The organism is Odoribacter splanchnicus DSM 20712, assembly GCF_000190535.1.
Lineage (GTDB): Bacteria > Bacteroidota > Bacteroidia > Bacteroidales > Marinifilaceae > Odoribacter > Odoribacter splanchnicus.
The window spans coordinates 3,763,010-3,789,097 of record NC_015160.1 but is presented as its reverse complement, the minus strand read 5'-3'; the positions used below and the strand labels follow the sequence as shown (position 1 = coordinate 3,789,097).

The 26,088-nt window shown below is 42.9% G+C and carries 22 protein-coding genes; 1 reads left to right on the top strand and 21 read right to left on the bottom strand.

Going from position 1 to position 26,088, the window contains the following annotated elements:
* Positions 1-9 precede the first annotated feature (9 nt).
* The 4 genes from ODOSP_RS16025 to ODOSP_RS16010 all read right to left on the bottom strand — a co-directional run bounded on the left by ODOSP_RS16025 (position 10) and on the right by ODOSP_RS16010 (position 7,631).
* Entirely contained in the window at positions 10-1,614 is a 1,605-nt protein-coding gene (locus tag ODOSP_RS16025) for a DUF6850 family outer membrane beta-barrel protein (RefSeq protein ID WP_013613336.1), read from the bottom strand.
* A 23-nt stretch (positions 1,615-1,637) separates the two neighbouring features.
* Positions 1,638-2,897 carry a DUF4876 domain-containing protein gene (locus tag ODOSP_RS16020; RefSeq protein WP_013613335.1) on the bottom strand — a complete coding sequence of 420 codons (1,260 nt, stop codon included), beginning with the start codon at positions 2,895-2,897 and terminating at the stop codon, positions 1,638-1,640.
* A gap of 18 nt (positions 2,898-2,915) precedes the next feature.
* The gene (locus ODOSP_RS16015) at positions 2,916-6,026 is read right to left on the bottom strand and encodes a TonB-dependent receptor (protein ID WP_013613334.1); all 3,111 of its coding nucleotides are present in this window, start codon (positions 6,024-6,026) and stop codon (positions 2,916-2,918) included.
* Between the two features lie 417 nt (positions 6,027-6,443).
* Positions 6,444-7,631, bottom strand: a complete 1,188-nt coding sequence (locus tag ODOSP_RS16010; RefSeq protein WP_013613333.1) for a FecR family protein — start codon at positions 7,629-7,631, stop codon at positions 6,444-6,446.
* A 128-nt stretch (positions 7,632-7,759) separates the two neighbouring features.
* Here ODOSP_RS16010 and ODOSP_RS16005 point away from each other — a divergent pair, with 128 nt between their 5' ends.
* Positions 7,760-8,305 carry an RNA polymerase sigma factor gene (locus tag ODOSP_RS16005; protein ID WP_013613332.1) on the top strand — a complete coding sequence of 182 codons (546 nt, stop codon included), beginning with the start codon at positions 7,760-7,762 and terminating at the stop codon, positions 8,303-8,305.
* A 105-nt stretch (positions 8,306-8,410) separates the two neighbouring features.
* On the opposite strand, the gene ODOSP_RS16000 is transcribed toward ODOSP_RS16005, so the two are convergent.
* The 17 genes from ODOSP_RS16000 to ODOSP_RS15920 all read right to left on the bottom strand — a co-directional run bounded on the left by ODOSP_RS16000 (position 8,411) and on the right by ODOSP_RS15920 (position 26,084).
* Positions 8,411-9,286 (bottom strand): Cbp1 family collagen-binding glycoprotein adhesin, encoded by an 876-nt coding sequence (locus tag ODOSP_RS16000; RefSeq protein WP_013613331.1) that lies wholly within the window; start codon positions 9,284-9,286, stop codon positions 8,411-8,413.
* A gap of 200 nt (positions 9,287-9,486) precedes the next feature.
* The gene (locus tag ODOSP_RS15995; RefSeq protein WP_013613330.1) at positions 9,487-10,332 is read right to left on the bottom strand and encodes a 3-hydroxybutyryl-CoA dehydrogenase; all 846 of its coding nucleotides are present in this window, start codon (positions 10,330-10,332) and stop codon (positions 9,487-9,489) included.
* A 27-nt stretch (positions 10,333-10,359) separates the two neighbouring features.
* Entirely contained in the window at positions 10,360-11,139 is a 780-nt protein-coding gene (locus tag ODOSP_RS15990) for a short-chain-enoyl-CoA hydratase (RefSeq protein WP_013613329.1), read from the bottom strand.
* Between the two features lie 10 nt (positions 11,140-11,149).
* Positions 11,150-12,160, bottom strand: a complete 1,011-nt coding sequence (locus ODOSP_RS15985) for an electron transfer flavoprotein subunit alpha/FixB family protein (protein ID WP_013613328.1) — start codon at positions 12,158-12,160, stop codon at positions 11,150-11,152.
* 64 nt (positions 12,161-12,224) lie between these two features.
* The gene (locus tag ODOSP_RS15980; RefSeq protein WP_013613327.1) at positions 12,225-13,007 is read right to left on the bottom strand and encodes an electron transfer flavoprotein subunit beta/FixA family protein; all 783 of its coding nucleotides are present in this window, start codon (positions 13,005-13,007) and stop codon (positions 12,225-12,227) included.
* Positions 13,008-13,044: 37 nt separating this feature from the next.
* A complete protein-coding gene (locus tag ODOSP_RS15975) occupies positions 13,045-14,184 on the bottom strand; it encodes an acyl-CoA dehydrogenase (protein ID WP_013613326.1) in 1,140 nt (379 codons plus the stop codon).
* 88 nt (positions 14,185-14,272) lie between these two features.
* On the bottom strand, positions 14,273-14,929 hold the full coding sequence (locus ODOSP_RS15970) for a 3-oxoacid CoA-transferase subunit B (protein ID WP_013613325.1): 657 nt from the start codon (positions 14,927-14,929) through the stop codon (positions 14,273-14,275).
* 13 nt (positions 14,930-14,942) lie between these two features.
* Complete coding sequence (gene kamE / locus ODOSP_RS15965) at positions 14,943-15,731, bottom strand: lysine 5,6-aminomutase subunit beta (RefSeq protein ID WP_013613324.1); 789 nt, start codon at positions 15,729-15,731, stop codon at positions 14,943-14,945.
* A gap of 26 nt (positions 15,732-15,757) precedes the next feature.
* Positions 15,758-17,308 (bottom strand): lysine 5,6-aminomutase subunit alpha, encoded by a 1,551-nt coding sequence (gene kamD, locus ODOSP_RS15960; RefSeq protein ID WP_013613323.1) that lies wholly within the window; start codon positions 17,306-17,308, stop codon positions 15,758-15,760.
* A gap of 13 nt (positions 17,309-17,321) precedes the next feature.
* Positions 17,322-18,740, bottom strand: coding sequence for a lysine 5,6-aminomutase reactivase ATPase KamC (gene kamC, locus ODOSP_RS15955; RefSeq protein ID WP_013613322.1), 1,419 nt, complete (start codon positions 18,738-18,740; stop codon positions 17,322-17,324).
* Between the two features lie 4 nt (positions 18,741-18,744).
* Positions 18,745-19,767 carry a lysine 5,6-aminomutase reactivase subunit KamB gene (kamB, locus tag ODOSP_RS15950; protein WP_013613321.1) on the bottom strand — a complete coding sequence of 341 codons (1,023 nt, stop codon included), beginning with the start codon at positions 19,765-19,767 and terminating at the stop codon, positions 18,745-18,747.
* A gap of 78 nt (positions 19,768-19,845) precedes the next feature.
* Positions 19,846-21,096, bottom strand: coding sequence for a lysine 2,3-aminomutase (gene kamA / locus ODOSP_RS15945; RefSeq protein ID WP_013613320.1), 1,251 nt, complete (start codon positions 21,094-21,096; stop codon positions 19,846-19,848).
* A 44-nt stretch (positions 21,097-21,140) separates the two neighbouring features.
* Positions 21,141-22,181: an L-erythro-3,5-diaminohexanoate dehydrogenase gene (gene kdd, locus ODOSP_RS15940; RefSeq protein ID WP_013613319.1), complete on the bottom strand. Its 1,041-nt coding sequence runs from the start codon at positions 22,179-22,181 to the stop codon at positions 21,141-21,143.
* 70 nt (positions 22,182-22,251) lie between these two features.
* Positions 22,252-23,079 carry a 3-keto-5-aminohexanoate cleavage enzyme gene (kce, locus tag ODOSP_RS15935; protein ID WP_013613318.1) on the bottom strand — a complete coding sequence of 276 codons (828 nt, stop codon included), beginning with the start codon at positions 23,077-23,079 and terminating at the stop codon, positions 22,252-22,254.
* Between the two features lie 24 nt (positions 23,080-23,103).
* The gene (kal, locus tag ODOSP_RS15930) at positions 23,104-23,490 is read right to left on the bottom strand and encodes a 3-aminobutyryl-CoA ammonia lyase (RefSeq protein ID WP_041556993.1); all 387 of its coding nucleotides are present in this window, start codon (positions 23,488-23,490) and stop codon (positions 23,104-23,106) included.
* Positions 23,491-23,589: 99 nt separating this feature from the next.
* Positions 23,590-24,237 (bottom strand): CoA transferase subunit A, encoded by a 648-nt coding sequence (locus tag ODOSP_RS15925; RefSeq protein ID WP_013613316.1) that lies wholly within the window; start codon positions 24,235-24,237, stop codon positions 23,590-23,592.
* A gap of 368 nt (positions 24,238-24,605) precedes the next feature.
* Entirely contained in the window at positions 24,606-26,084 is a 1,479-nt protein-coding gene (locus ODOSP_RS15920; protein ID WP_013613315.1) for a DUF4998 domain-containing protein, read from the bottom strand.
* Between the last annotated feature and the right edge of the window lie 4 nt (positions 26,085-26,088).

The following is a 26,088-nucleotide window of genomic DNA, read 5'->3' as shown; positions in this document are numbered from 1 at the left end:
ATGCTGATATTAAAAATTCAATCCGACACTAAACGAACAGACAACTCTCTGCCCAAACCAAGGACTATCCTTAATAACATCTTTATAATTCAATACGGCAGAAACGAAAAGATTCGCTTTTTCTTTCATAAGACTACCATTAGAATAAATGAAAGACAATCCTCCTTCCCAATATTCAGAACTTAAATAAGCATAGTCTCTATACAGAAAATCCTGAATAATTCTGGAATCCTGATCCGGCCCGGTATATGAAATCTCTGAATCCAAATTTTCATTTAATCCGAGATCTAAACCCACCAAAAGTTTATTCTTTTTACCTAAATCAAAATTTCTTTTAGCATGGATATTTACATAGAAATTATCAATATCCTGCTTACTTCCAGGCAAGTAGTATATATCAGCAAGTTGATGATATAAAGCTGTCATACCTAATTTCCATTTATATTCATTTTCACGACTAACCAGATAATCAAAATTCAATCTCCAATCTTTGGTTGAAAAATTCGAGCGGATGCTTTTAAATTTCGTTATCCATTCCTGTACCTCATAAGTATTATCGTATACCTGCACATATTCAATTCCATCAATACTACGGTCAGTATAGCCAAAGTCAGTAAAAAAGCTGTTTTCTTTCTTATTTTTTATTTCCAGAGCCAACTTTCCGGTAATAATCTGGTCTTTAACAGTCCCAACCATTTTCGGACGGGTATAGTTATTAGTTACATCCTCTACTTTATAATCATAATTTCCAGCCAGGAGGAATCTCACTTGCCCGGAGAAATAACTATATTGAATACCTCCCCCCAGATTATTGGCATTGCAATTTCTCAATCCTCCAACGCCACCAACGCCACCAATAACTCCTTCCGAATGAAACCCTAATCCCCGAAGTTCCCAAACTTGCTGATCTCTGCGGTTATTGGAGTTACCGGCACTACCGTCTTCCCTCCGGCTATAGTAATCAAAATTTAATCCCAAAGCATGTTTATCAAATTTCACAATCACCGAAGGGATAACTGTAAATTGTGATAAACGTACAAGAGGACGGGGATCTAACTGCTTTGCGCCCACTGCATTTTGATAACGTCCTGTGATTCCGATAATAACCCTGTTCCAAAGCAAAGGGGTTGTCATTTGCATCTCTAAATTATAATCCTGATTGACCCAATTACTACGATTAGTATCCGCAATGATAAACGGCATTCCCCTCAAAGGGTCAATTAAAGAAGCATTGTATTCAGCTTTATGTACTTTATAACGGGAATAACTAAAACTACCCCATACATACATTCCGTGTAACCCTTCATATATACCTCCTCCTTCGGTCTTAAAATCCAAACTATTCACCCTTTTTCCTTCCTGCGGGCGCCTGAACGTACCGTTCCCGATATCATATCCCAAACTAACTGTACTGTAGCGTACAGTATTATCCAATATTGCACCGGCAGCATTAGACGTATGTTCAAGCCACAAATTCTGCATTTTCATACGTTCCAAGGCAGCAGGCGTATTTTGCCCTACGATCTCATTATTGTCCTGAGCATACAGAGGAAGGGCTGTTAACAGGGTAATTAATATTCCCCCAACCGGCTTCATTTTAATATATTTTTTCATAATCATAATCCTTTAATATTAAACTAATTGTTTAATGCCGGACTCCAGGCCGGAACTTTCTCTCCATTCCTCCGGATCATAGGTTGATCCATCACTTCAAAGTCATCTGTTGAATTATTGGTATCCTGATAAAGCGGAGTGCCATCTTCCCGATATCCGGTAACCTTACGGCAAACACTCTTGCCACAGTAAGTTGCCCCCACAGAAGTTCCGCCAGCATCCACAAAACCAGGGATACGTTTCATATCAAAAGAGAACATATTAGGTAGCAATTCTACACCATCCATCACATCTCCGGCAGCAATTTTCATAAACCGCTGTTTTTTATTCACCTGAGTTTGCCAATTATTCGGATCAAACGGAGTATCCATTTTATAAATACAGAATGCAGCTCCGAATACCGAAGTCAACCATTGCATGGTATTGGGTTTATCCCAAAAAACATATGCAATATTCGGAACCTCAGGATTATCCCGGCCTGCATTCCCAGACCAGGCTTCCCACTCTGCCATAGAATTATCGAATGAACTGGCGTTGTTAACCCGATGATCACGGGCTTCCTGAACAATCAGAAACGACTCCCCCGGTTGTAAAGGATAATCTTTACCCGAACCAGAGATCTGCCACACAACAATACCGTATACATAATTGTCAACTCCGTCTTCATCCGGCCATACAGGCAATGTTGCAGTCGCTACATTAGGTTCTAATTGTGCAAAACAAAGACTGTCCAGATAAAATACCTCATCCCCGTTATTGTAAATCTCATAAGTTTGATCCCTGAAATAATAAGGAGTAACTCCGCAATAATAGATTTCCCTGAAACACAAAGGTCCAACTTTAGCCGGACGTATATTTATTGAAGGAACTTTTTTATTATTCTCTATAGCATCCTCTTCTGTTATGTCTTCAAAAATAGATACATTACTGACAGCCCCATTCAAATAATAATCCTGTCCATTATAATCTACTTTCCCTGAAACATTCACAGAATAAATACCAGGAATTAAACTGTCGATAGATACAATTCCTCTTTCATCCACAATTCCTTCCTTTGTAAAATTCTCGCTAAAATTATTGAACACCGCCCTCAATCCCTCTGTAGGAAAACCAGGATCGCCAGCTTTTGTAACAAATCCGGTATTTACCTGAATGGTAACTGTCCCCCGTACCGGAGTCACCTTTTTAGCATCTCCCGCATCCTGCATTTGATCAATACAGGAATACAGAAATAGTACAGATAATACAATATTTATCTTTTTTATTATAATATTATTTTTCATATGATGAGCTCTTTAATGTTAACGAATAATAGCCGTCAATTCCAGACCAAAAAAGAACACGTTCTCTGTAGTATTCCTTCGGGTATAGGATCCCGGATTTTTCTTGCTTTCCCATAAAGGAGTACTCCTGAACATATTATTTGCAAAGAAAGAAACCTTCAAAAAGTCACGTATTTCTTTAGTTATATTCAAATTCATGGTTAAAAGCGGAGGCATAACTCCTTCCCGGATCAACCGGGTCGGATTAACAGTTGACCTCCGGTCTATTCCAATAAATTCCTCATTATCAATATCATCCGGATTAAAGTCATATAATTTTCCATCTAAACGGGAAATATATTTTATAGGAATTGAGTCATTACCATAAGATTTCCATGAGCGATCTTTCCAAATCACATTAGCAGTCAATGTTACCACCAATCCTATTTGAGGAATATTATGGATGACCCTCAAATTTGTAGCCAAACGTTCGCTATAATCAGTTTCATAATCCGGAGAAAAAACTCCCATATGGGGATATTTAGAATAATCTGTTCCTGTAATTTTATTCCAGAACATATAATTATTAGAACCGGATTTCCTCCACATATACGAACCGTTCAAATTAAAAGCCGTACGAATGGCATCCACACGTCCAAAATCGAAATCGAAATCAATCCCCCGCACCAGATATTTAAGCGCATTCATCGGAGTGGTATAACTCAATAAATAAGGATTGGTGGCTATCTCTTTCAAATTAGCTATCTGGCTTTCATCAGAAGGACGCGGAGTAATTTCAGAATATTGTACAAAAGGTACACTTTTAAAGGTATTCAACGATTTGGCAATGGTATAACCGTTATCACATTTTTCCTGATAGGCAGTAACAAAAAAACGCATTTTATTAAATTTCAGATCCAACCCCAACTCACATTTTTTGTTCTTTGCCATTTCTAAATTCTTATTTTCTGCATCAAAGACACGCGTGGTAATGACCTGAAATTTTTGTCCGTCAGGAGCACTGGTTGAAGCATTATTAAAATTCACTAAATCAAAATAAGCCTTATCCGGATACATATATAACAAAGTCGGAGCTTTTAAAGTAATACCATAGGCTCCCCGGAGAGTCAGATGCCTGGGTATAATATCCACAGAAGCATTGATACGCGGAGAAAATCCGTCACCGAAACCGCAGACTTTATCCCAACGTATTCCAGCAGAAATATTTAATTCATGTTTCCCCATAAGCCACTGTATATTCTCCTCTGCATACACTCCGAGATGGTTCATAAAAGGAATATCCTTAAACGCTCTGTTACGTTGAGATGCAAAGTCATAAGATAAATTCCGGTAAGGAGGATTTTCCGGATCAAATACCTTTCCTTTACCCAGATTACCTGAATTTCTAAAATCAGCCCCTAAAATCAACCGATGATGAATAGGTCCGGTCTTGCCGGCAAAATTTGTAGTCAGTTTGGCAAATGTATTCAGCTCTTTTCCATAAACATCATACATATAAATATAAGAACCAGGTAACATCCACGCCTTTAAACTTTCTTCTCCCACCGGAACCCGGGTAACCTCTGTACCATCTTCCAAATAGACTGGACGTCCGGGAACATTGGACAACACAGCTCCATCTGTCATTGACTGGGAATATCCCCAATCCGCATTAGTCGCCTCATCCTGAAAATAAGAATGCCTGTTCGTATAATTTACAGAAGCTGCATAACGAATATTTTTAAGCCAACCGGCATTTATATCTAATGTCCCATTTGTATTGAAAACCAGCCCTAAATCCCGTTGTCTGGTAGTCCGCATGTCCTGTTCATCATCCGGGTTAGGTTCCCCTTTATCTTTAGCATAGATAACATTCAATGAAGTATTTGAACGTAAACGATCTTGAAAAAAACCATTCGAATACATCATACGTGCAGTAATTCGTTGATAATAATCATATCCCTCTGTAGGATCTGCGTTGCTATATGCATAATCTAACCCGACATTCACATTTCCTCCTTTTTCTCCTAACCCAAACCCCTTTGTACCGGAAAACATATAAACATTGGGATTTGTATTGAATTTAATTTGCAAAGGCTGACGTCCGGCTTTTGTATTTACAATCACAGCCCCACCTGTCAAATCGCCATATTCAACACTTGGAACTCCCGTAATCACTTCCACGGACTCGATGTTATCAGTTGTAATCGTTCTTAAATCAATTCCGGTTTGGGGAGAGGTTCCTCTCGTTGCCGGGACAGCTCCACCAATAGAGGTTGTCATCATCTGCATATTAGAATTGTTTGAAATAGGAGCTCCGTCCATGATCACCGCTGTTCCTAAAGAAGCCCCTCCCCTTAGGCTTAAAGTCGATACGGAAGTTAAATCCGGTTTACTTACCGTTGCTCCCGGTAATAGTTGCATAATATCAGACAAACTGGAAGCCTGCATATGATCCATTGCCAAACGTGAGATAGAAGAAGAAGTCGAAGCTCCGGCTTTACTATTAGTGGCAGTTATCACCACCTCATCCAAACGGAAATTCGCTTCCACTAAACCAAATTTCAAATTTGCAGGAGTTTTACTATTCAAATTAATAGTTGTCTGTAACGTCTCAAAACCTAAAGAACTAATTTCCACCTTATAAACATCAGGATCCAGATTTTTTATCTCAAATGTCCCGTCTGCTTTTGTTACAGTGCCTATGCCTAACTGAGGCAGAAAAACCGAAGCAAAAGGAATTCCTTTACCAGAATCCGTTTTTTCAAACACCCGCCCTTTCAAGCTAAATTTCTGAGTTGATTTGATTTGAGCCGCTTGTTGTTTCAAAGCTAAAACTACTACAGCATCAGAACGAAAAGTATATGTCAGATTTGTACCATCAACTAACTTATCCATGACCTCCTTTATGGTCGCATGAGAAACAACAAATTCTTCTTTATTCATATTTTTTAAATCGTCCACCTGAAATAAAAAACGATAATCTGTTGATTTACGAATTTCCTGAATAATATTTATTACAGAAGTTTCCTTCATGGTCAAAGTTATCAATTGACCGAGTTGCTTATCAACTCTGGGAGAAGCCCCTACGATAGAAGAACTTCCCCATACTATCACTAAAACTATCGATAGAATCAAAGCCTTAGTCATAAACCTACGTTTAAAACAGGATGTTTTTCTCATACTTTTCTGTTTTTGATTAATATTAAGCACTGAATTACATATAGTTAGCCACCCTTTTATTGGGACGTTTTTTAAGTCACTTTTTAAGCGTAAAAAGTGAAAAATGAAGAGTAAAAAACCAAAGAATGTCAAGCACAGTTTTCTGTAATGGCAAGAATTTTACAGTGTTTTACAAGAATGTAATTAGTTGATTATAAATACAATATCACGATACGAGAAAAAATTCCAAACTGTGGATTAATTTTTACAGAAAAGTAAAATAGTAGGTTTATAAATTTAAATTTTTCCCAAAAAAACGTCCGTTTTTAACGGTATAAAAATAGATAAAAGAAAAAGGTAGCACAATCCTCATCTTTAGGTATTTTTATTTAAAATTAATCTGCGTTATTTTCTATCGACAATTAGCCTGTTCGATATCACACTCATATTCAGTTTTTTAGTATCTTCAAACATTCGGATAACAGCATCAAAAGAGTCATACCTGCTTAAATCACCGGTGAAACGCAAATGTTCTAATTCAGGACGTATAAATTCTACTTCTATGTTATACCAACGTTGCAAAGTTTTTACAATTTCCCCCAATGTAGTATTATCAAAGACGAACCAACCGTTTTTCCAGGCGATAATCTCCCGTACATTTACCTCCCTGACTTCCATTTCAGCAGTATTTTTATGATATTGCAATTGTTCATGGGGAATCAAACGTACCTTTTCGCCCCCTGCCTGTACATCTACACTTCCCTCCACCAGAGTAGTCTTTACACTTTCCCGGTCATCGTAAGCTTCCACATTAAACTGTGTTCCCAATACACAAATTTGTACCCCGGAGACTGTACTCACAACAAAAGGTAAATGTTCATTCCGGACCACCTCAAAATAAGCTTCTCCTTTCAAAATAACCTGTCGCTTATTCCCGGAAAATTCAACCGGAAATACCAGAGAACTTTCTGCATTCAACCATATCTTTGTACCATCAGCCAAAACCAGATGATATTCTCCTCCGGCAGGAACTTCTATTGTATGATATTCTGCCACTTCCTGCCGTTGTATCTGTTCGGTCTCAGAAGCGGGCAATACAATAGAATAATTCAAGGTCGCACTATCTCCCGTCACCATTTGTTGTTTATTGACAAGCAATTCAATGGGTTTTTTATCCAAAGCCACTTGCCGTCCATCCCCTAAAGTCAATATCGCCTTTGCCGAGCCAGGCTGTATCTGAGCAGCCATTTGTTCTGTCAATACCTGTTCTGAATCCATTGAAGTGAAATAAAAAACGAAAGTTATGCCCAGACAGAGTATTACACAGGCAGCCACCCAACTTACTGATTTCCGGATTCTCCTTTGCCTGTTCCGTTTCACCTTACTCCGGATAGCTTCCATCGCCCGGGAAAGGTCGAATCCAGTCACCCAATCCGAATATTCCGTCAAGCTCTGTCCCGACATCAACCGTTTATACATCTCTGCATTTTCTCCCGACTCTCCCAACCACAACTTCAAAGTTTCCCTCTCTTCCTCAGAAAGCTGTTGACAATAGGCTTTTTTTAACAATATATTTAAACTTTCTCTGTTCATCTGAATCTATTTTACTACATTTTCCTCTCTTAATTCATATTAAAGACTAACTCAGTAACGAAAAGGATGAACGGAATTATAATTTTTTTTAAATTTGTAGAGCAATTCCTTAAAAGGATGTTATAAAAATGGATAAAAACACAACATATCAAACGGGAAATACAGCTGCAACCAAGTTCGAAAGCTTAGTGAACCGTCTGTATGTCTCTTTGTGTTTCGCAGCCAACCGTTTCCTTGGCGATAAAACAGCTGCCCAAGATATTGTACAGGAAGCTTTTGCACGCCTCTGGGAATTACAAGGAAAAAACAAAAATATTGAGAATATCGATAATTATATGTATATGCTGGTTCATAACCTTTCACTTGAATGGCTGCGAACCCGCAAGCTGCAAGCTAAATATCTAAACAACCATCCTCTGAAAGAGGTCAATATCTTCAATGTCATTGTAGAAGCAGACGTCGCCATGCAGATTCTCGCAGAAATAGAAAAACTTCCTCCCCGTAGTAAACAAGTCATGCAGCTCGCTTTTCAAGGCCTCGACAATCAGCAAATAGCACAGGAAATAAACATCTCAGTAAGCAGTGTTAAAACACTGAAATACAAAAGTATCGACAAATTGAAAGCGATTTTCTCATCGGATACACTTTTAAAAATCCTGATGATCTTCGGCTAGTTTTTTTTCATTATTTTCTCTCCCGACAAGAATAATCGTTGTGAAAAAAAAGAAAAGAGACATACTTTTTGGGTATGCCTCTCTCAGTTAAAATTATTCCCGCTTTTATTCAATCATCACAACCAGGTATTTTGTTTGTTTCCAGAAATTATTTTCGTCATTGATTTTCAGGGTCATATTACCATCTTCACCGGTCTCCAAAGTATAGGAATCAGCCGGATGGACAGAAAGTAATTTCGCTTTTTTACTATTCAACGGGATCACCTTCATCTCACGGATATCCAAATCGGTAAAGTCGGCTTTTTGTGCTTGTGACGATACGATCGGCGGACAGAAAATCCCTTGTCTGGAAATTACCTCAGCTTCTTTCAGCTCTTTGCGGTTTCCAATCAAATAGTGTCCCTGATGAATCGCCATATCCTGTTCATTGATCGTCATTTGCTGACTTTTATTGGCTTTATCCAAAGCTTCCACATTCTCGGTCAGATTAGCGACTTCCTCGGTCTTCACTGCCAATTGCTGATTCTTCTCAGCCAATTGTTTAGTAATTTCATTCAGTTTCTGTGTACGTTGATCCAATTCCGCATTTAAGCCGGCAATCAATCTCTTAAACTCGGCCGACTGGCTTTTATTCTTACCTTCGAGTTTGGAAATCTGTTCTTTATAAGAAGCGATCGCCTCGGTAATAGCCTGTACGTCTTTTTTCAGCTGATTCAATTGCTGTTTGGATTTACTATTGTCTTTATTTTCATTAATTGTTTCCAAAGTCAATAAACGTTCGGCATCCCGCAACGATTGCATTCCGGCAGAAATATCGTTCAAATCGGCCAGCATACTCTCCATTTCGGAATTCTGCATAATATGTACTGTACTCAAAGAATCCAGACGGGCTTGTAAAGACTTATATTTCTGAGAACTCTCTACGCAACTACCCAGGAAGAACATAGAAGCTCCGATTCCTAAAATGACGATCTTTTTCATACTATTATTTTTTAGAGTTAGATTTTATCCTTAAACAGAACAAATCCGATGCCACAAGCACAAAATCAACAAAATACACTAATTATCAATACATTACATACAACAGATTAAGAATCGCAGCTTGTAGAAAGTGGGGAAAAAGTAAAAATGTTGGGGAAATATTCCCCAACATCGTATCCCGGTAAAGAAGACTCTCCTCATTATTTCCGATAGTCATAAAACCCGACTCCGGTCTTCCGTCCCAATAAGTTAGCGCGAACCATTTTCCGCAACAAAGGATGAGGCCGGTATTTGGAGTCACCGAATTCCCGGTACAACACTTCCATAATAGCCAGACAAACATCCAATCCGATCAAATCACCCAGTTCCAATGGTCCCATAGGATGGTTAGCCCCTAATTTCATAGCGGCATCGATTTCCTCTTTTTTCGCCACTCCGTCAGCTAATATACCGATGCCTTCGTTCACCAGAGGGATCAGAATCCGGTTGACTATAAATCCAGGAGCTTCCTCGACACTGACGGGCACTTTCCCGATTTCCTGCGATAAAGCAAATACCTGATCATGCACCTCTGCCGAAGTCAGCCGGCCTTTGATCACTTCCACCAGTTTCATAGCCGGAACAGGATTGAAGAAATGCATACCGATCACCTTTTCCGGACGGTTAGTCACAGCGGCCACTTCCGTTATAGAAAGCGAAGAAGTATTGGTTGCCAATATCGCTTCCGGTTTACAAATTCCGTCCAACAATTTGAATATCTCATGCTTGGTAGCCATATCTTCAGCTATCGCCTCGATCACCAAATCAGCATCGGCACAATCCTCATATTTCATCGTATCTTTAATCCTGGCCAATACCTGATCTTTAACCCCGGCTTCCAATTTACCTTTTTCCACCATTCTGGAAAGATTTTTATCCATAGCTTTGTGAGCTTTTGCCAAAGAAGCTTCAGAACGGCCTTTTAACAATACCTCATGTCCGGCCTGGGCAAATACCTGGGCAATACCATGTCCCATAGTCCCTGTTCCAACAATGCATATTTTCATAATCGATAAATTTAAATTACAAAGATTTTAATTCCCTTTAAATTCGGGTTTACGTTTCCATAAAAAAGCTTCCATGCCTTCCTTCTGGTCGGTCGTTGCGAAACACAACCCGAACAAACCGTTTTCGATGACGATACCGGTATCCATATCCGTTTCCACTCCCCGGTTGATGGCTTCTTTGGCATAACGGACCGCCAATGGCGCTTTAGCAGCAATAGTCTTTGCCATAGCCATACACTCATTCATCAATTCTTCCGGTTCCACCACTTTGTTCACCAGTCCGATCCGGCAAGCTTCCTCGGCATGGATAACCGCAGCCGTATAAATCAACTCTTTGGCTTTACCTAATCCGACTAAACGCGGTAAACGCTGGGTACCGGAAAATCCCGGCGTGATCCCAAGTCCCACTTCCGGCTGACCGAACTTCGCCTTAGCCGAGGCGATACGGATATCACAAGCCATCGCCAGTTCACATCCTCCTCCTAAAGCAAATCCATTCACGGCAGCAATAACCGGCTTAGCCATCAGTTCGATTTTCCGGAAAACAGCAGCCCCTAACTCACCGAAACGCCGGCCTTCTTCGGCCTTCATCACACTCATTTCAGCAATATCGGCTCCCGCAACAAACGAACGTCCTTCGCCTGTCAGAATAACCACATCGGTTTCCGGATCGGCTGCAATTTCATCGAATGCCCGGTCCAATTCCTGCAAGATCACCGTATTCAAGGCATTCAATGCCTCCGGATGATTGATCTTTACCAGACAAACACGATCTTGTTTTTCCAGCATTAATTTTTGATACTCCATGTCCGGGCTTTTATTTGTCAGTTTTCCGGATGTTTGCCAACCTCTCGGTCAGCAACGGAACGATCTGTTTCACATCCCCGACAATTCCCAGGTCGGCAACGTTAAAAATCGGAGCATATTTATCCTTGTTCACGGCAACGATAAATTCCGATTCCTCCATTCCGGCCAAATGCTGAATAGCTCCGGAAATACCCATAGCGAAATACAGATCGGGACGAACGGTTTTCCCGGTTTGGCCAACCTGACGGTCATGAGGCATAACCCCGGCATCCACCATGGCACGTGAAGAAGAAACCTCGGCATTCAGCGTTTCCGCTAATTTTCCGAGCATCTCAAATCCCTCCGTATTACCTACACCACGGCCTCCGGATACGAGAATCTTCGCTTCTGTTATATCGATACGGTTCTTTTGTTCTTTCACCGTCTCGAGAATCCGCACTTTAAATTTCGACTTATCGAAATGAATATTCACCTTCTCTACCGTTCCGGCACGTTGTTCATCTTTCGGTTTCGTGCGCATCACTCCCGGACGTACGGTCGACATTTGCGGCCGGTGTTCTTTACAAATAATCGTCGCCATCAGATTTCCTCCGAATGCAGGACGGGTCATCAGCAAATCCCGTTCATCCGAGATAGCGAGGCCCGTACAATCGGCTGTCAACCCGGTCTCTAAACGGGCGGATAAACGAGGGCCCAAATCCCGGCCGATCGTCGTCGCTCCAATCAATACGATACTGGGTTTACGCTCACGTACAATCTGTGTAATCGCCTGAGCATAAGGCTCGGTATTATATTGTACCAACTCCCGTTCGTCAGCACACAATACGACATCGGCCCCATAAGCGATCAATTCCTGTGCCTGACCCTCCACTTCATAACCCAACAACATCGCTACCACTTTTTCATTCAGGCTATCGGCCAACTCCCGGGCTTTCCCCAATAATTCGATGGCAACTTTCTGAATAACTCCTTCCCGCTGCTCTACGAATACATAAACGTCTTTATATTGAGATTTATCCATCTTCATCAGATTTTAAACTTTAGATTTCACCGGATTATTCCCGGTTTTCCTCTAAAATCATGTATTAAATAATAAATTTCTCTTTCAATTTTTCGATAATAACATCTACAGCTTCGGCCGGTTCCACTTCGAAAACTTTTCCGGCTGCTTTAGCTCCTTTGGTAAAAGACTTCCATACCCGCGTCGGCGAACCGTTCAATCCCAATTTAGCTTCATCCACACTGATATTATTAAAATTCCAGATTTCCACTTCCCGATCGTATGCCTCTACGATTCCCCGCACAGACATATAGCGCGCTTTGTTTGCCGTAGCCAGAACAGTAACGACACAGGGAGATTCCACCTGTACGGTTTGATATCCTTCTTCGGTAGATTTACGGATCGTAAACAACTTGTCACCATCGAATTCCAAATTCTCGACATACGTCACTTGTGGCAAATCGAGATGCTCGGCAATCTGAGGTCCTACCTGCGCCGTATCTCCATCGATCGCCTGCCGGCCGGTAATGACCAGGTCGAAATCCAGCATCCGTAAAGCACCGGCAATAGCATTCGACGTAGCCAATGTATCTGCACCGGCAAACTTACGGTCGCTCAAATGAATCGCCCGGTCGGCTCCCATGGCAAAAGCTTCACGCAAAATATCATCGGCCTGAGGCGGTCCCATCGTAATAACGGTTACCTGCGCACCATATTTATCTTTCAAGGCCAAAGCCATTTCCAATCCACCTTTATCGTCGGGATTCATAATGCTAGGTACACCATCCCGTATCATTGTTCCTGTTACCGGATCGAGTTTGATCTCTGTCGTATCAGGTACTTGTTTTATACAAACTACTATTTTCATGTATTCTCTTTTTATAAGTTCAATGCGGAAAACATTATTATTTCAATAGAGCAGCAGCAATCACCATCCGCTGTACTTCAGAGGTTCCCTCATAAATCTCCGTAATCTTGGCATCTCTCATCATCCGTTCGACCGGATACTCACGGGTATATCCATACCCTCCGTGGAACTGTACGGCTTTTGTCGTCACTTCCATCGCTGTTTCAGCAGCAAATAACTTAGCCCGTGCCGAATCGACAGAGTAAGGGATTTTCCTGTCTTTCTTCCAGGCAGCCGTCCGCACCAACAAACGGGCAGCTTCGATCTTGGCATTTAAATCGGCCAACTGAAATTGGGTATTCTGAAATTGTCCGATAGAGCGTCCGAACTGTTTCCGTTCTTTCACATATTTTATTGTCTCATCCATGGCTCCCTGAGCAATTCCCAAGGCCTGTGAAGCAATTCCCATACGTCCGCCATCGAGCGTCTTCATCGCAATTTTAAATCCTTCACCCGGTTTACCCAGCATATTTCCTTTAGGCACAATACAATTTTCAAAAATCAACTCACAGGTTGCGGATCCCCGGATCCCCATCTTTTTCTCTTTTTTACCGATGGAAAATCCCGGAAAATCCCGTTCAACGATAAAAGCAGAGATTCCTCGTGTACCCTGCGACTTATCGGTCATCGCCATAACAATGTAAACGTGTGCATAAGCTGCATTCGTAATAAATATTTTGGACCCGTTGAGCACATAATGATCCTCTTCAGCAACAGCCATTGTCTGCTGGGCAGAGGCATCGGTACCTGCATTCGGTTCGGTCAGACCAAAAGCTCCGATCCATTCTCCCGAACATAATTTGGGTAAATATTTTTTCCGTTGTTCTTCATTTCCGAATTCATAGATCGGAGAAGCACACAAAGAGGTATGGGCAGAAACAATAACCCCGGTCGTTGCACATACCCGGGACAATTCCTCTACAGCCATAGAATACAATACGTTATCACCACCGGCTCCGCCATATTCCACCGGGAAAGGGATACCCATAATCCCCAGTTTCGCCATTTTTTCTACCGTTTCGACAGGGAATCTCTCTTCTTCGTCCACTTCTGCCGCCAGCGGTTTTACTTCTTTCTCAGCAAATGCTCTGATCATCTGCTGAAACAATATCTCTTTTTTTGATAATGAAAAATCCATACCTTTTTTAATTTATAGTTTACGATTCGGGCTAGAGGTATCCACCATCCATCCTCCATCGTGATTTCCTTCAATACGCTTTCGTCGTTCAGCACATCTTTTTTAAATCCGGGGCAACGATCAGAGTTGCTTCTGTAGCTGCCTGCACCTGTTCTACCGTAAACTCAGGATGTATCTCTTTCAGTACAATTCCCCCGGGTGTGATCTCCATAACTCCCATTTCTGTAACGATCATATTCACCTGCCCCTTGGCTGTCAAAGGTAAAGTACATTTTTTCAGGATTTTCGGATTTCCTTTTGCCGTATGTTCCATGGCCAGGATCACCTTACCGGCTCCCATCAGCAGGTCCATCGCTCCTCCCATTCCCGGTGTTTTTTTCCCCGGTATCATCCAGTTGGCTAAATCTCCTTTTTCATCTACTTGCAAGGCCCCCAGGATACTGACATCTACGTGTCCGCCCCGGATAATACCGAACGAAGTAGCACTATCGAAGCTGGCCGCTCCGGGCAGAGCCGTTATCGCTCCACCGCCGGCATTGATCAAGTCCGGATCTTCTTCTCCCGGAGCAGGAGTCGGCCCCATACCGATCAATCCATTCTCCGTTTGTAAAATGACCTCGACACCTTCAGGCAGATAATTCGGCACTAAAGTCGGCAAACCGATACCCAGATTCACCACGTCTCCATCGTGGAGTTCCATTGCCACTCTCCTGGCAATCACTTCCCTGATTTGTTCTTTTTCCATAGCTTGTATATTTTCAATGATTCATTCTTCGATCCAATTCCTGCGCAATAAACGAGGCGACATCGTCGGCATAGGTATTCATCCCGAAGCCGGCATCGTACCCCAATTCTTTCGCCAACTCATGTGAAATCCGGGGACCACCACAAGCCAGGATCACTTTGTCCCGTAATCCTTCGGCTTCTAACATCTCCACGAGTTCCGTCAGATTTTTAATATGAATATCTTTCTGAGTCACGGTCTGCGAAACCAATAAAGCATCGGCTTTCAACTCGATAGCCTTAGCGATAAATTCCTCGTTGGTCACCTGGCTACCCATATTCAAGGCTTCGAACATTTCATACCGCTCCAAACCATAATGTCCGGCAAAACCTTTCATATTCATAATAGCGTCGATTCCCACCGTATGGGCATCTGTTCCGGTACTAGCTCCGATCACCACAATTTTCCGACCGATATGTTCCCGGACAAACTGATCGGTCTCTCCCATATCCCACTTGGTCGATTCCACTTTCGGCACATAGATATGGCTATAATCTACCGTGTGTACACAATTTCCATAACAATTAAAAAAAGTATATCCTTTCGTCAGTTCCTGATGAAACACCACCTGAGGATTTTCAAATCCCATTTTTTTCATCAACTGTTTAGCAGCCTCTATCGCTTCATCTCCGGCAGGTACAGGTAAAGTGAAACTCAGCTGTGTCTTTCCGTCGTTCATCGTATCCCCGTAGGGTTTTATCTTTTTCAGATCGAGGGTTTGATCGAAATCTCTCCCTTCTGTTGAATATAAACCTCCGCTCATAATCTTTATTTGATTTACGATTTTTGTTATCTGTTCATCATAATCTCTACAAAAGGATTGCTATAGTTCTTTCCCTTGGCACAAACGCCGTCCAAGCCTTTTCCTCCGTTTTTGGGACGCTTGATATCGGCAAAAATTCCTTTTTCCAAGGCTGTAAAAAGTCCTTCCCGTTCAATCTTTTCCAAGAGAACGGTAGCTTTATCCAACACTTCTTTCGCCCTGTTTTGTATAATCCCGTTTTCTTTAAAGACCACTTCATCTCCGATATTTTTCATATTATTAAAAATATAACGGGCATTCTCGATCGACAGATAACGATCCGACATAAATGGAGTATGTATGGCTTCGGTCGGCATTCCCAACAGTTGAATACCTTGTGAAGTCCAGATTCCGATCATATTGAAAAGAGCATCCTGAATATGTCCGCGGAAAATATTTCCGGTCATAAATTTCGTCGGAGGCATATATTTCAAAGTAGCCTTCGGAAAAATTTCCCGGGTCATCTGGGCCTGAGCCAATTCGTACAAAAAGCCGTTTTCCAGCATGGGATCCATTTCAAAAGCATGTCCCAGGCCCATTTGTTCTTCCGGCAGCCCGGCCAATAAAGCCAATTGTTCATTGATCAGATCGGAAGCCAAAACAGTATGTGCTTCTTCGACAGCGTCGGCAGTAGTCAGGTAGTTATCTTCGCCTGTGTTGATTATCACTCCGGCAAAGCCGTTGATCACCCGCGACATAAACTGGTCGACCAACGTCCGCTGCATATTGATATCCCGGAATAAAATCCCATACAACGCATCGTTCAACATCACATCCAGCCCTTCCAAAGCTCCCATCACAGCAATCTCCGGCATACATAAACCGGAACAATAATTACACAGCCGAATATAACGACCGACTTCTTCTCCTACCTCATCCAAAGCTTTCCGCATAATCCGAAAATTTTCCTGGGTGGCAAAAGTTCCGCCGAATCCTTCTGTCGTAGCCCCATAGGGTACATAGTCCAACAAACTTTGCCCCGTTGTACGGATCACAGCAATGACATCCGCCCCTTGCCGGGCAGCCGCCTGTGCCTGTACCACGTCTTCGTAAATATTACCGGTAGCGACAATGACATAAAGATAAGGCTTTGCTCCCTCTCCGATCGTTGCGATATAATTCTCACGCCGTTTCCGGTTGTCGGAAATCCGACGGATACTGGCCTCGATATAGGGTTGCAACGCTTTTTCCCGCTGGCCGGGAGTACATACCGGTACCCGGGTGACATCTACTTTCCCGGCAGCCACTTGTTCGGCTATTTCCTGCGGAGTCATTCCGGTTTCCACCATTACATTACCCAGAAAGAATAAAATTCCTTCTCCCAACACGTTCTTTTCTTTCAGCTCGTCTACCAAAATGTTCGGCAGAGGGACAGCATGAACATCCACTCCGTCGATACCCAGCAAACGACACAATGTCCTTTCGACAGCCACTGTCGTATAGCCATCCACAAAATCCTGCACCTGGTCAGCAATCTTACGGGCCATTTCACGGGCATGTCCGACTTTATCAAAATCTATTCCTAATTTACTTTTCATATATATTTTCTTTCTACTGTACTGTCTTTTTCCAATCAGGATTTTCTTCCTGCAAATAATTTTCCACCCGTTCCAACACTCCACGGTCGATCCCCAGCATCCAGGCAATACGCATCGCCTCCTGGGGAACTTCTTCTCCGCTGTCTTCTTCGAGTGAATAATCGATAAACTCATTGATATTTTTCAGGGTCATATTCCCTTCTATCCGATTCTCTACAAATCCCCGCACTCTCAATTTACGGCATTCGGCCGTTATTCCGCTATAATGGGTAGTAACCATAGCCATCACCCGGTGAGTAGTCAAAAAATCCACTACCCCATTCACAATTGCCCGTCCCTCGACGGGATTGGTCGTCCGGGCCAATTCGTCTATCAGCACCAAAATTTTACTTCGCTGCCTGACTTGCCGGATCATTTCATCCACCCGCAACATCTCAGCCGCATAAGAAGAGAGACCGTTCAATTCATCCTGATCATCCCCGATACTGGTCAAGACTTGTTCCACGAGCGGCATACCCGCCCGCCGGGCAGGTACATAAAAACCGAACTGCATCAGGTATTGCGCCAATTGCACACTTTTCAACAACACTGTCTTTCCGGCCATATTGGCTCCGGTAATCACCGTCGTTCCCTTTTCCAATTTCAAATCTACAGCCTGAAACGCTCTTCCTTCCTGTTCTAAAATCTCCCGGATCTGAGGATGGAAAAGACCTTCGAACACCATTTCCCCCTCTTCCGGAATTTGCGGCAAAGTCAATTGTCCTCTTATTGCTTGTCTGGCTTTTGCCAATACGACATCCAGCAATCCGACCGCTTCCAAAGCCTGTTTCAAATCGTCGTGATAAGGTCTCAACTGCACAGACAACTCTTCGCGTACCTTGTCTTCCAAAACCACACTTTGTACATACAACGCTTCTAATTCCCGTTCTTCTGCCCCTTGAAGGCTCTTTTGTTTTATTTCAGCTCTCAGCCTGGCCAGCTCAGCCGAATAAGTATCATAAATATAAAAATGAGGAATCCGATTCCCTTCCGGATCCAACAAACGTACAACCGGCTCCAGTTCCGGGAGTAAAACAATCCGCCATTCTTCGACAAGTCCCCTGATTTCTTCCGAGCACAAAGCAAAAGTTTTCAATTCGAACAATTCAAGATCATCCAACACTTGCTCCATCGCCATCCGCCCGATCGTCCCCCGGATATCTCTCACCTGCATCAGCTTACCAGTCAAACGTTCCAGCCGGGATTCATTTTCAGGTTGTTCAAAAAGTACCATGATCTTTTGAATACGTTCAAATTCGGCCTCCAACCGAGATTTCGAATCGAGCCAGGGCAGATCATACAATACCCTCCGGCCTACAGCCGAACAGATATCCAATTGTTCGATCATATAACGGAATCCCCTGACTTGTCTTATCGCTTCCCTTAAAATCATATCCTCAACGGTTTTTACCGACTTTTTCTATTTTTTTCACATCATACACCGGAATTTGCAAGCTTTCTTCCAATGCTTGCTGCAAACGCAACGAATCCAAAAGTAATCCTCCCGGAGACTGAGGATTGATCGTAACGGCCAAAAGCCGGCTACGATGAAGCACCTGTACTCTTCCGCCCTTACGTAAAAAGGCATAAAAAGACTCAGGTGCGGCAAAAACACGGGTAAAATCACGGACGATCAATTCTACGGTCTGTTTCTGTACGCGTAAAAACTGAAATACTTTATCACTCACAGCACCGGCAATAAAGATCCGATGCCCATATTGCAGCAGATCGGTTCCACTTTTCTCCAGCATAAACACAGAAGGCAATTTCAGATCGATACATTCTCCCTCCGGCCCGACCGCCCATACACCTTGTTGAATGGCATCCAACCTCTCTTGTAAAACTTCGTCCACCTCTTCCAGATCGATCAAATCACAAACATAACGGGTACGTCTCACCAATTCCCGAATATTCCCGGAAACAGCAGCCCCCGTCGCTAAGACCATCGCCTCCGTAACGGTGGGAGACGCCAGGCTTAAACGGGACAAAGCCCCGTCGACCAAGGTCGTTCGTACCCCGAAATCTTTCATATGCCGGATCAGACTTTTCAACCCGGCAGTATCCGCAGGCCCTGAAAGCAATACTTTTCCCGAAGTTTTAGCCCTGGCGATAACCAACCGTCCCAAAGCAGTCCGATGATCATCGATTTCCATGATTTCAGCCACCAACCTCCTCTCCCGGTAATGTTTCTCCGAAGTAACGAATATCATTCCTTCCGGCACGATAATCTCGGGTTTCGGGGTTTGACATACCTGATCCCGGTTTTCTCCGTCAATTCCGATCGAAGTCAGAGCGAACCGATCTGCCGAATCTTTTATCCTGCGAAGGATGTAATTCAGGCATTCTGTTTTCCCTGTATTTTTCTCCAATCCGACAATTGCCAGACTCCTGTAATCGGATATGTCATCAACAAAACCCATCTGTTCAGCATTTTCATTTATGATTCCGGATTTATCCTTTCAATCGAATGAAACGGTAAATCCAAAATCACAAATAATTTATCCTTTCGCCAATAGATTACGTGTCTTACGATCCAGATTCGCCGGTTCGAGAGACAAGCGTTCTCCGCTCAGCAACTCAGCCACTCCTTCTGTTTTACGGCGCTTCTCACACTCTTCACAGTGGCATTCGTCTCTGTAATCCGTCGGTTCGGTATACGTAGTCACCACGCCTTCAAAATTACGCAACACCACCCGATTGGGGCCCTGAGAAATCAGATAGGTCGGCATCACCGGAATTTTTCCGCCTCCACCGGGAGCATCCACGACGAAAGTAGGCACGGCATAACCGGAAGTATGTCCCCGCAGGTTCTCGATAATCTCGATTCCCTTCGATACAGGGGTACGGAAATGACCGATACCCACAGAAAGATCACAGATATAGATGTAATAGGGACGTACCCGGATCTTGACCAACTCGTGCACCAATTTTTTCATGACATGTGTACAATCGTTGATCCCGCGGAGCAGGACAGACTGATTTCCCAGAGGTATACCCGCATCGGCCAGCCGGGCACAAGCAGCCGCCGACTCTTCGGTAATTTCGTTCGGATGGTTGAAATGAGTATTCAGCCAAATCGGATGATATTTCCGAAGCATATTTACCAATTCCGGCGTAATGCGCTGGGGTAACACCACCGGTGTTCTCGACCCGATACGGATAATCTCGACATGAGGGATTCCACGCAGCCGTTTGATGATATATTCCAATCGTTCGTCACTGACCAATAAGGCATCCCCTCCCGATAGGAGGACATCTCTCACCTGGGGGGTATTAGCGATATATTCGATACATTTATCGATTCTTTCCAATGGAGTGGCACAATCGTGATGTCCGGCAAAGCGGCGCCGGGTACAATGCCGGCAATACATCGAACACATATCGGTGATCAGGAACAACACCCGGTCAGGATAACGGTGGGTCAGTCCCGGTACGGGTGAATCACCGTCTTCATGCAAGGGATCTTCCAGATCAGCCGGTGACCGATGCAATTCTTCAATGGTCGGCACCGATTGTTTACGGATCGGACAATAAGGATTATCGGGATCGATCAGACTCAGATAATAAGGTGTGATCGCCATCCGTAATGTCTTCAGCGACTCACGGATACCCTCTTCCTCATCTGGTGTCAGCCGGATGTATTTCTTCAGCTGATCCAAAGTTTCAATCCTGTTCTTCACCTGCCAATGCCAATCGTTCCATTGTTCATCGGTCACTTCAGGGAAAAACTCTTTTCTTCTGCTAGCCATAAAAACATATTTTTAATTCGTCGGGATTATAAAATCCCGACCATTCAGGCATACAACTCTGTAAATATCTTCCGTAATGCCTCGCTTTCACGAAGTTCCTGCAGTGTAATCTCAGCATGTCCTTTGGTATACCCATTTCCAACGATCATAGTCACATCGCTGCCGACACCTTCCGCTCCCAAAGCAGCCTTCGTAAAACTGGTCGCCATAGAGAAGAAATAGACCAATCCGTCATTTTTAGTACACAAGATGCTGGTCATCTCAGTATCCGTAATATTCACATTATTGATCGTAATATCACACATTTCACCATTCGTCAGTTCGGCAATTTTCTCCATAACCGGAACCGGCTGAGTTGCATCGGCCGAGAATACATAATCACAGAAGCCTAATTTCTGAAGCCGTTCGGTACTTCTCTGGCTATGGCACAAACCGATTACTTTACCGGTAACACCAGCACGTTTCTTTGCTTCATAGCAACACAACATACCCGATTTACCACCGGCACCGATAATCAATACCGTATCTCCCGGTTTCACCAATTTAGCAGTCTGAGCCGGAGCACCGGCTACATCGAGAGCCGACAAAGCCAACTTTTCCGGCAGATCTGCCGGAATCTTCGCATAAATACCACTTTCAAACAAAATAGCTTTACCATCGATATCCACCTGGTCGACATCTGCCCGGATTTCTTTAATTTTATCGATACGAAGCGGAGTCAGCGACAAAGACACCAAAGTTGCGATTTTATCTCCCACTTTCAGATCGGTCTTTCCAACTAAAGCATCTCCGATTTTTTCCACCGTTCCCAGTAACATACCACCGGAACCGGTCACCGGATTACGGTGTTTTCCTTGTTTCTCTACAATTCCCAGCATGATCCCGGCAATTTTAGCTTTATCCCCTCCGGCTTGTTCTTCAATCTGAGTAAAACTAGCCGAATCGATATTCAGAGTTTGCACATCGATCAAAATCTCGTTATCATAGATTTCGTCCATATTGTTATCCAGTTTGTCAGCCGGTTGTGGTAATACTCCTTTCGGTGAAATTACTCTATGCGTTCCGTATTTATTTCCTTTTTTCATAACGTTTTATTTTTTAATATTTACTTTAATTTTTTCACTTTATACCTTTCGACTTATAGCCTATAGCTTTTCAGCCTTTAGCTTTCAAATTCAATATCTTCCGTGCTTCGGCCGAGGTAGCGATTTCGCGTCCCAATTCCTTAGCGATACGAACGACCTTAGCTACCAACTCGCCATTGGATTTAGCCAATACCCCTTTTTCGAGATACAGATTATCTTCGAACCCCACTCTGACATTTCCTCCCATAGCGATAGCAGGAGCAGCCAAAGTAAAGGCATGGCGTCCGATACCGGTTGCAGTCCAGGTAGAACCTGCCGGAATAGCATTTACAAGCCAGCAAAGATTAGGAACTGTTGCAGGCGTACACCCGGGGACACCGAGTACAAAATTAAACTGCATGGGAGCTCCCGGTACCTGACCTTTCTTTGCCATATTCAATACGGTTTCGAGATGTCCCATCTCGAAACATTCGTATTCCGGTTTGATCCGGTTTTCCAGCATTCTTTTACCGAAATCCCTCATCATAGGCATGGTATTTTCAAATACCTCATCTCCGAAATTACAGGTGCCACAATCCAGAGTAGCCATTTCCGGGAAAAGTTCGGTCGGCTGCAGACGTTCTTCCGCTGTCATTCCTACAGCCCCTCCGGTCGAAGGAATCAGAATCACATCCGGGCATACTTCATATATAGCGTCTATACACGTTTTGAAACGTGCTTTGCTCTGAGTCGGCGTACCGTCGTCTTCACGTACGTGAAGATGAACGATAGCAGCACCTGCATCTACAGCAGATTTTGCTTCTCTGACGATTTCTTCTACAGTATAAGGAACGGCGGGATTTTGTTCTTTCGTTACCTCTGCCCCGCAGATCGCAGCTGTTATAATCAATTTTTCCATAATTATCAAGACTATTAACTTACACTATCCTTTCCGCTGATCCTCTTTTTTCACCACACAGGTTCCACTGGCCCGGCAAACCACAATCGGTTCAGCCAGGACATCCGCAGCCGAAGCTGAAATATCCGGACGGGCAGCGACCACCTTACGGGCTTCGAAAACCATTTTGCGGGAAGTATTTCCTACTTTCACGATTTCACCGACAGCTTCGATATAGTCGCCGGCATATACCGGAGCCAAAAACTCCACATTGTCATAGGCCACAAAAAGACCTTCATCTCCGTCATGCATAATCAGTAGTTCGGTCGCAACATCGCCGAATAAATGCACCATATGAGCTCCATCCACCAAATTTCCGCCATAATGAGCATCTTTAGCGCTCATCCGAAGTCTTATCATTGATTTTTCCATATTTTTAAATTAACCGGAACAGATCTACACCCATCCCTTTCGATTACACCTCTTTTTTACCTTCCCCGCTTTTTGCCTCTTCGCCTTTAGCTTATCCCCCTACCCTTTCACTAAAAAATCCACGAATATTCCGGGAGTCTTTATCAGCTCGGGATACAAATCTCCGGTTTCTACCAACTCCTGCACTTCCGCAATAACCAAATCGGCAGCCGTCGCCATCAGTGGATTGAAATTCTGAGTCGTACCTTTATAGACTAAATTTCCGGACTCATCCCCTACACTAGCACCGATCAAAGCCACATCCGCCCGCAACGGTTTTTCCAGCAAATAATCTTTACCGTCGATATTCAGTACTTGTTTACCTTCTGCTACCAGGGTTCCGATACCTGTCGGAGTCAATACTCCCCCCAAACCGGCACCACCGGAACGGATCCGTTCGGCTAAAGTACCCTGCGGACTGAATTCGATCTCCAGTTCACCACTGTTCATTTGTTCACTCGTACATGGATTCGTACCGATATGCGACACGATCACTTTCTTCACCTGCTTGTTAGCGATCAACTGTCCGCATCCTTTATCCGGATAGGCGGTGTCGTTCACGATGAGAATCAGATTTTTCACTTCCGATTGAGCCAAAGCGTTAACGATTGCGTTAGGTGTCCCGTTAGAAAGAAACCCGCCAATCATAACCGTCATCCCATCTTTTACCTTTGCTACTGCCTCTTCCACTGAAATAAGCTTCTTCATAAGTATATGGTTTTGTTTAAAATTAAACTAATTCGATCTAGCATGTCAAATTTATAGAATTTAAAATCAAATATAACATATTTTATACAGATTTTTTTCTGTATTCTATTATTTGGAATGATTCCATTCGTAACAGATTTTTTTGATGATAATTTGAAAAACGCGAAATGTTAATAGTAAATGCAGATAGAAACATTTCTTAGACACGCAAATAGTTATAAAATGCATGCCACGAAAATCATTGACCGTACGAAAGCAAGCCGGATAAAACAAAGGCTTTCAATCTGATAATCAGAAAGAAAGCCTTATCTCCAATAACAAAAAACTGAATAGAACTTATCAAACAATCCCTTTTTAGGGTATCCCAGTTAGAAAATTCTGATTTTTTGTAGTGAAATTGAATATACGTTTCTGTAATTTTGGTCGGTCAACACGAATTTCAAATACCGTGCATTTGTAGGAGCAGCTATTGACAAAAGGTCGATTTCTCCAAGGGTTGTACCCAACGTATAATCTATTGCCTCAGTCCAGACACTTCCATCAGCAGAAAACCGGACCTGCACTTTTCGTGCCATAAAAGCCCGTTTTCTTGGAGAAGTTGCAATATCAGAGGCAACTTGTTCTATTGCAAAACCATTTACCCGCTTTGTCTCTTGCATATCAACTGTTATTTCATATTTTAAAAAATCATAATGATTAAATGTTGCCCAGGCTGTCGCATTTAGGTCAAACAATCTCTCATAGCCTTTGGAATAATAATCCCCTTCTTTCGGAGTTACAACACACTCATAAGTCCATGTCCCGCTATTCAGATAAGCCAAATCAGGCAGTACCGGATTTCCTTTTTCTTCAACAAAATCATAAGTTTCCGGGAAATAATGCTTATTGTAGCGTTCTACCTTAAAGTCAGAAACAAGTTCCGCCATCACTTCCATCGCAAATTTACTTATTTCAAGGTCGGTGATTTTACTGGCACTTACATCCTGCCCTAATACTTCCTCACTCAAATGCCGGTTCTTGCCCAATACCAACTTCTTCAATCCCGGCATGTTCATAATATCCTCAAAGCTATCGATGTCGTAATCAATTTCGAGGGTTTCCAAACCAGCAACAGCTTCTTCCGTCAGCTCAGCAATACCGTATCTTGTTAACATCAGCGCTTTAAAGCCATCTGTATACACTCTGGCCCGTTCCAATTCAGTCGATACTACAATCGCATCTACACATCCTTCCAGGTGACCGTAACTGTATACTGTTAATGTTGTCTCTGCATCAATTTTATCTTCCAGTAAATAGTAAAGACTCTCCGGTGCGCTTTTTATAACCGTTCTCTTGCCCTGTCCGGCAGAAGTATATACGAAGGCAATGCTATCTATCTGATTTCCCCACTCATCCAGGACCAGCGCCAAACGATCTTGCACATAAAAATGTTTGTTCACCATAGTCGGGAAAATCAATACTTGCTCGTGTTCAGGCGAATAAGGTCTTCCTGCCTGAGTTACAGCTAAAGAAGTATTACCGTGTTTATCCATATTGGCAACCGATACCTGGTAAGTAAAATTTCCGTCACAAGGCAGGCTGCATGCAACCGTACCTCTTTCTAACAAAGTATCCCGTCCGATTCCATCCACCGTCCAAGAAACTTTCACTTTATCGATAATCGGATCATCCACAGATTTCCACGAAACTACCAAACGATTCCAACCGGCTTTGACATCCAGGTCGTCACATTTCACCAAATAGCGAATAGGGCCATCACCGGCATAATCTTTATACGTATCTTCCAGACTTTCACAGCCCCCTAAAATCAACAAAGGGAGCAGAAGCCATAAATATATTTTCTTCATAATA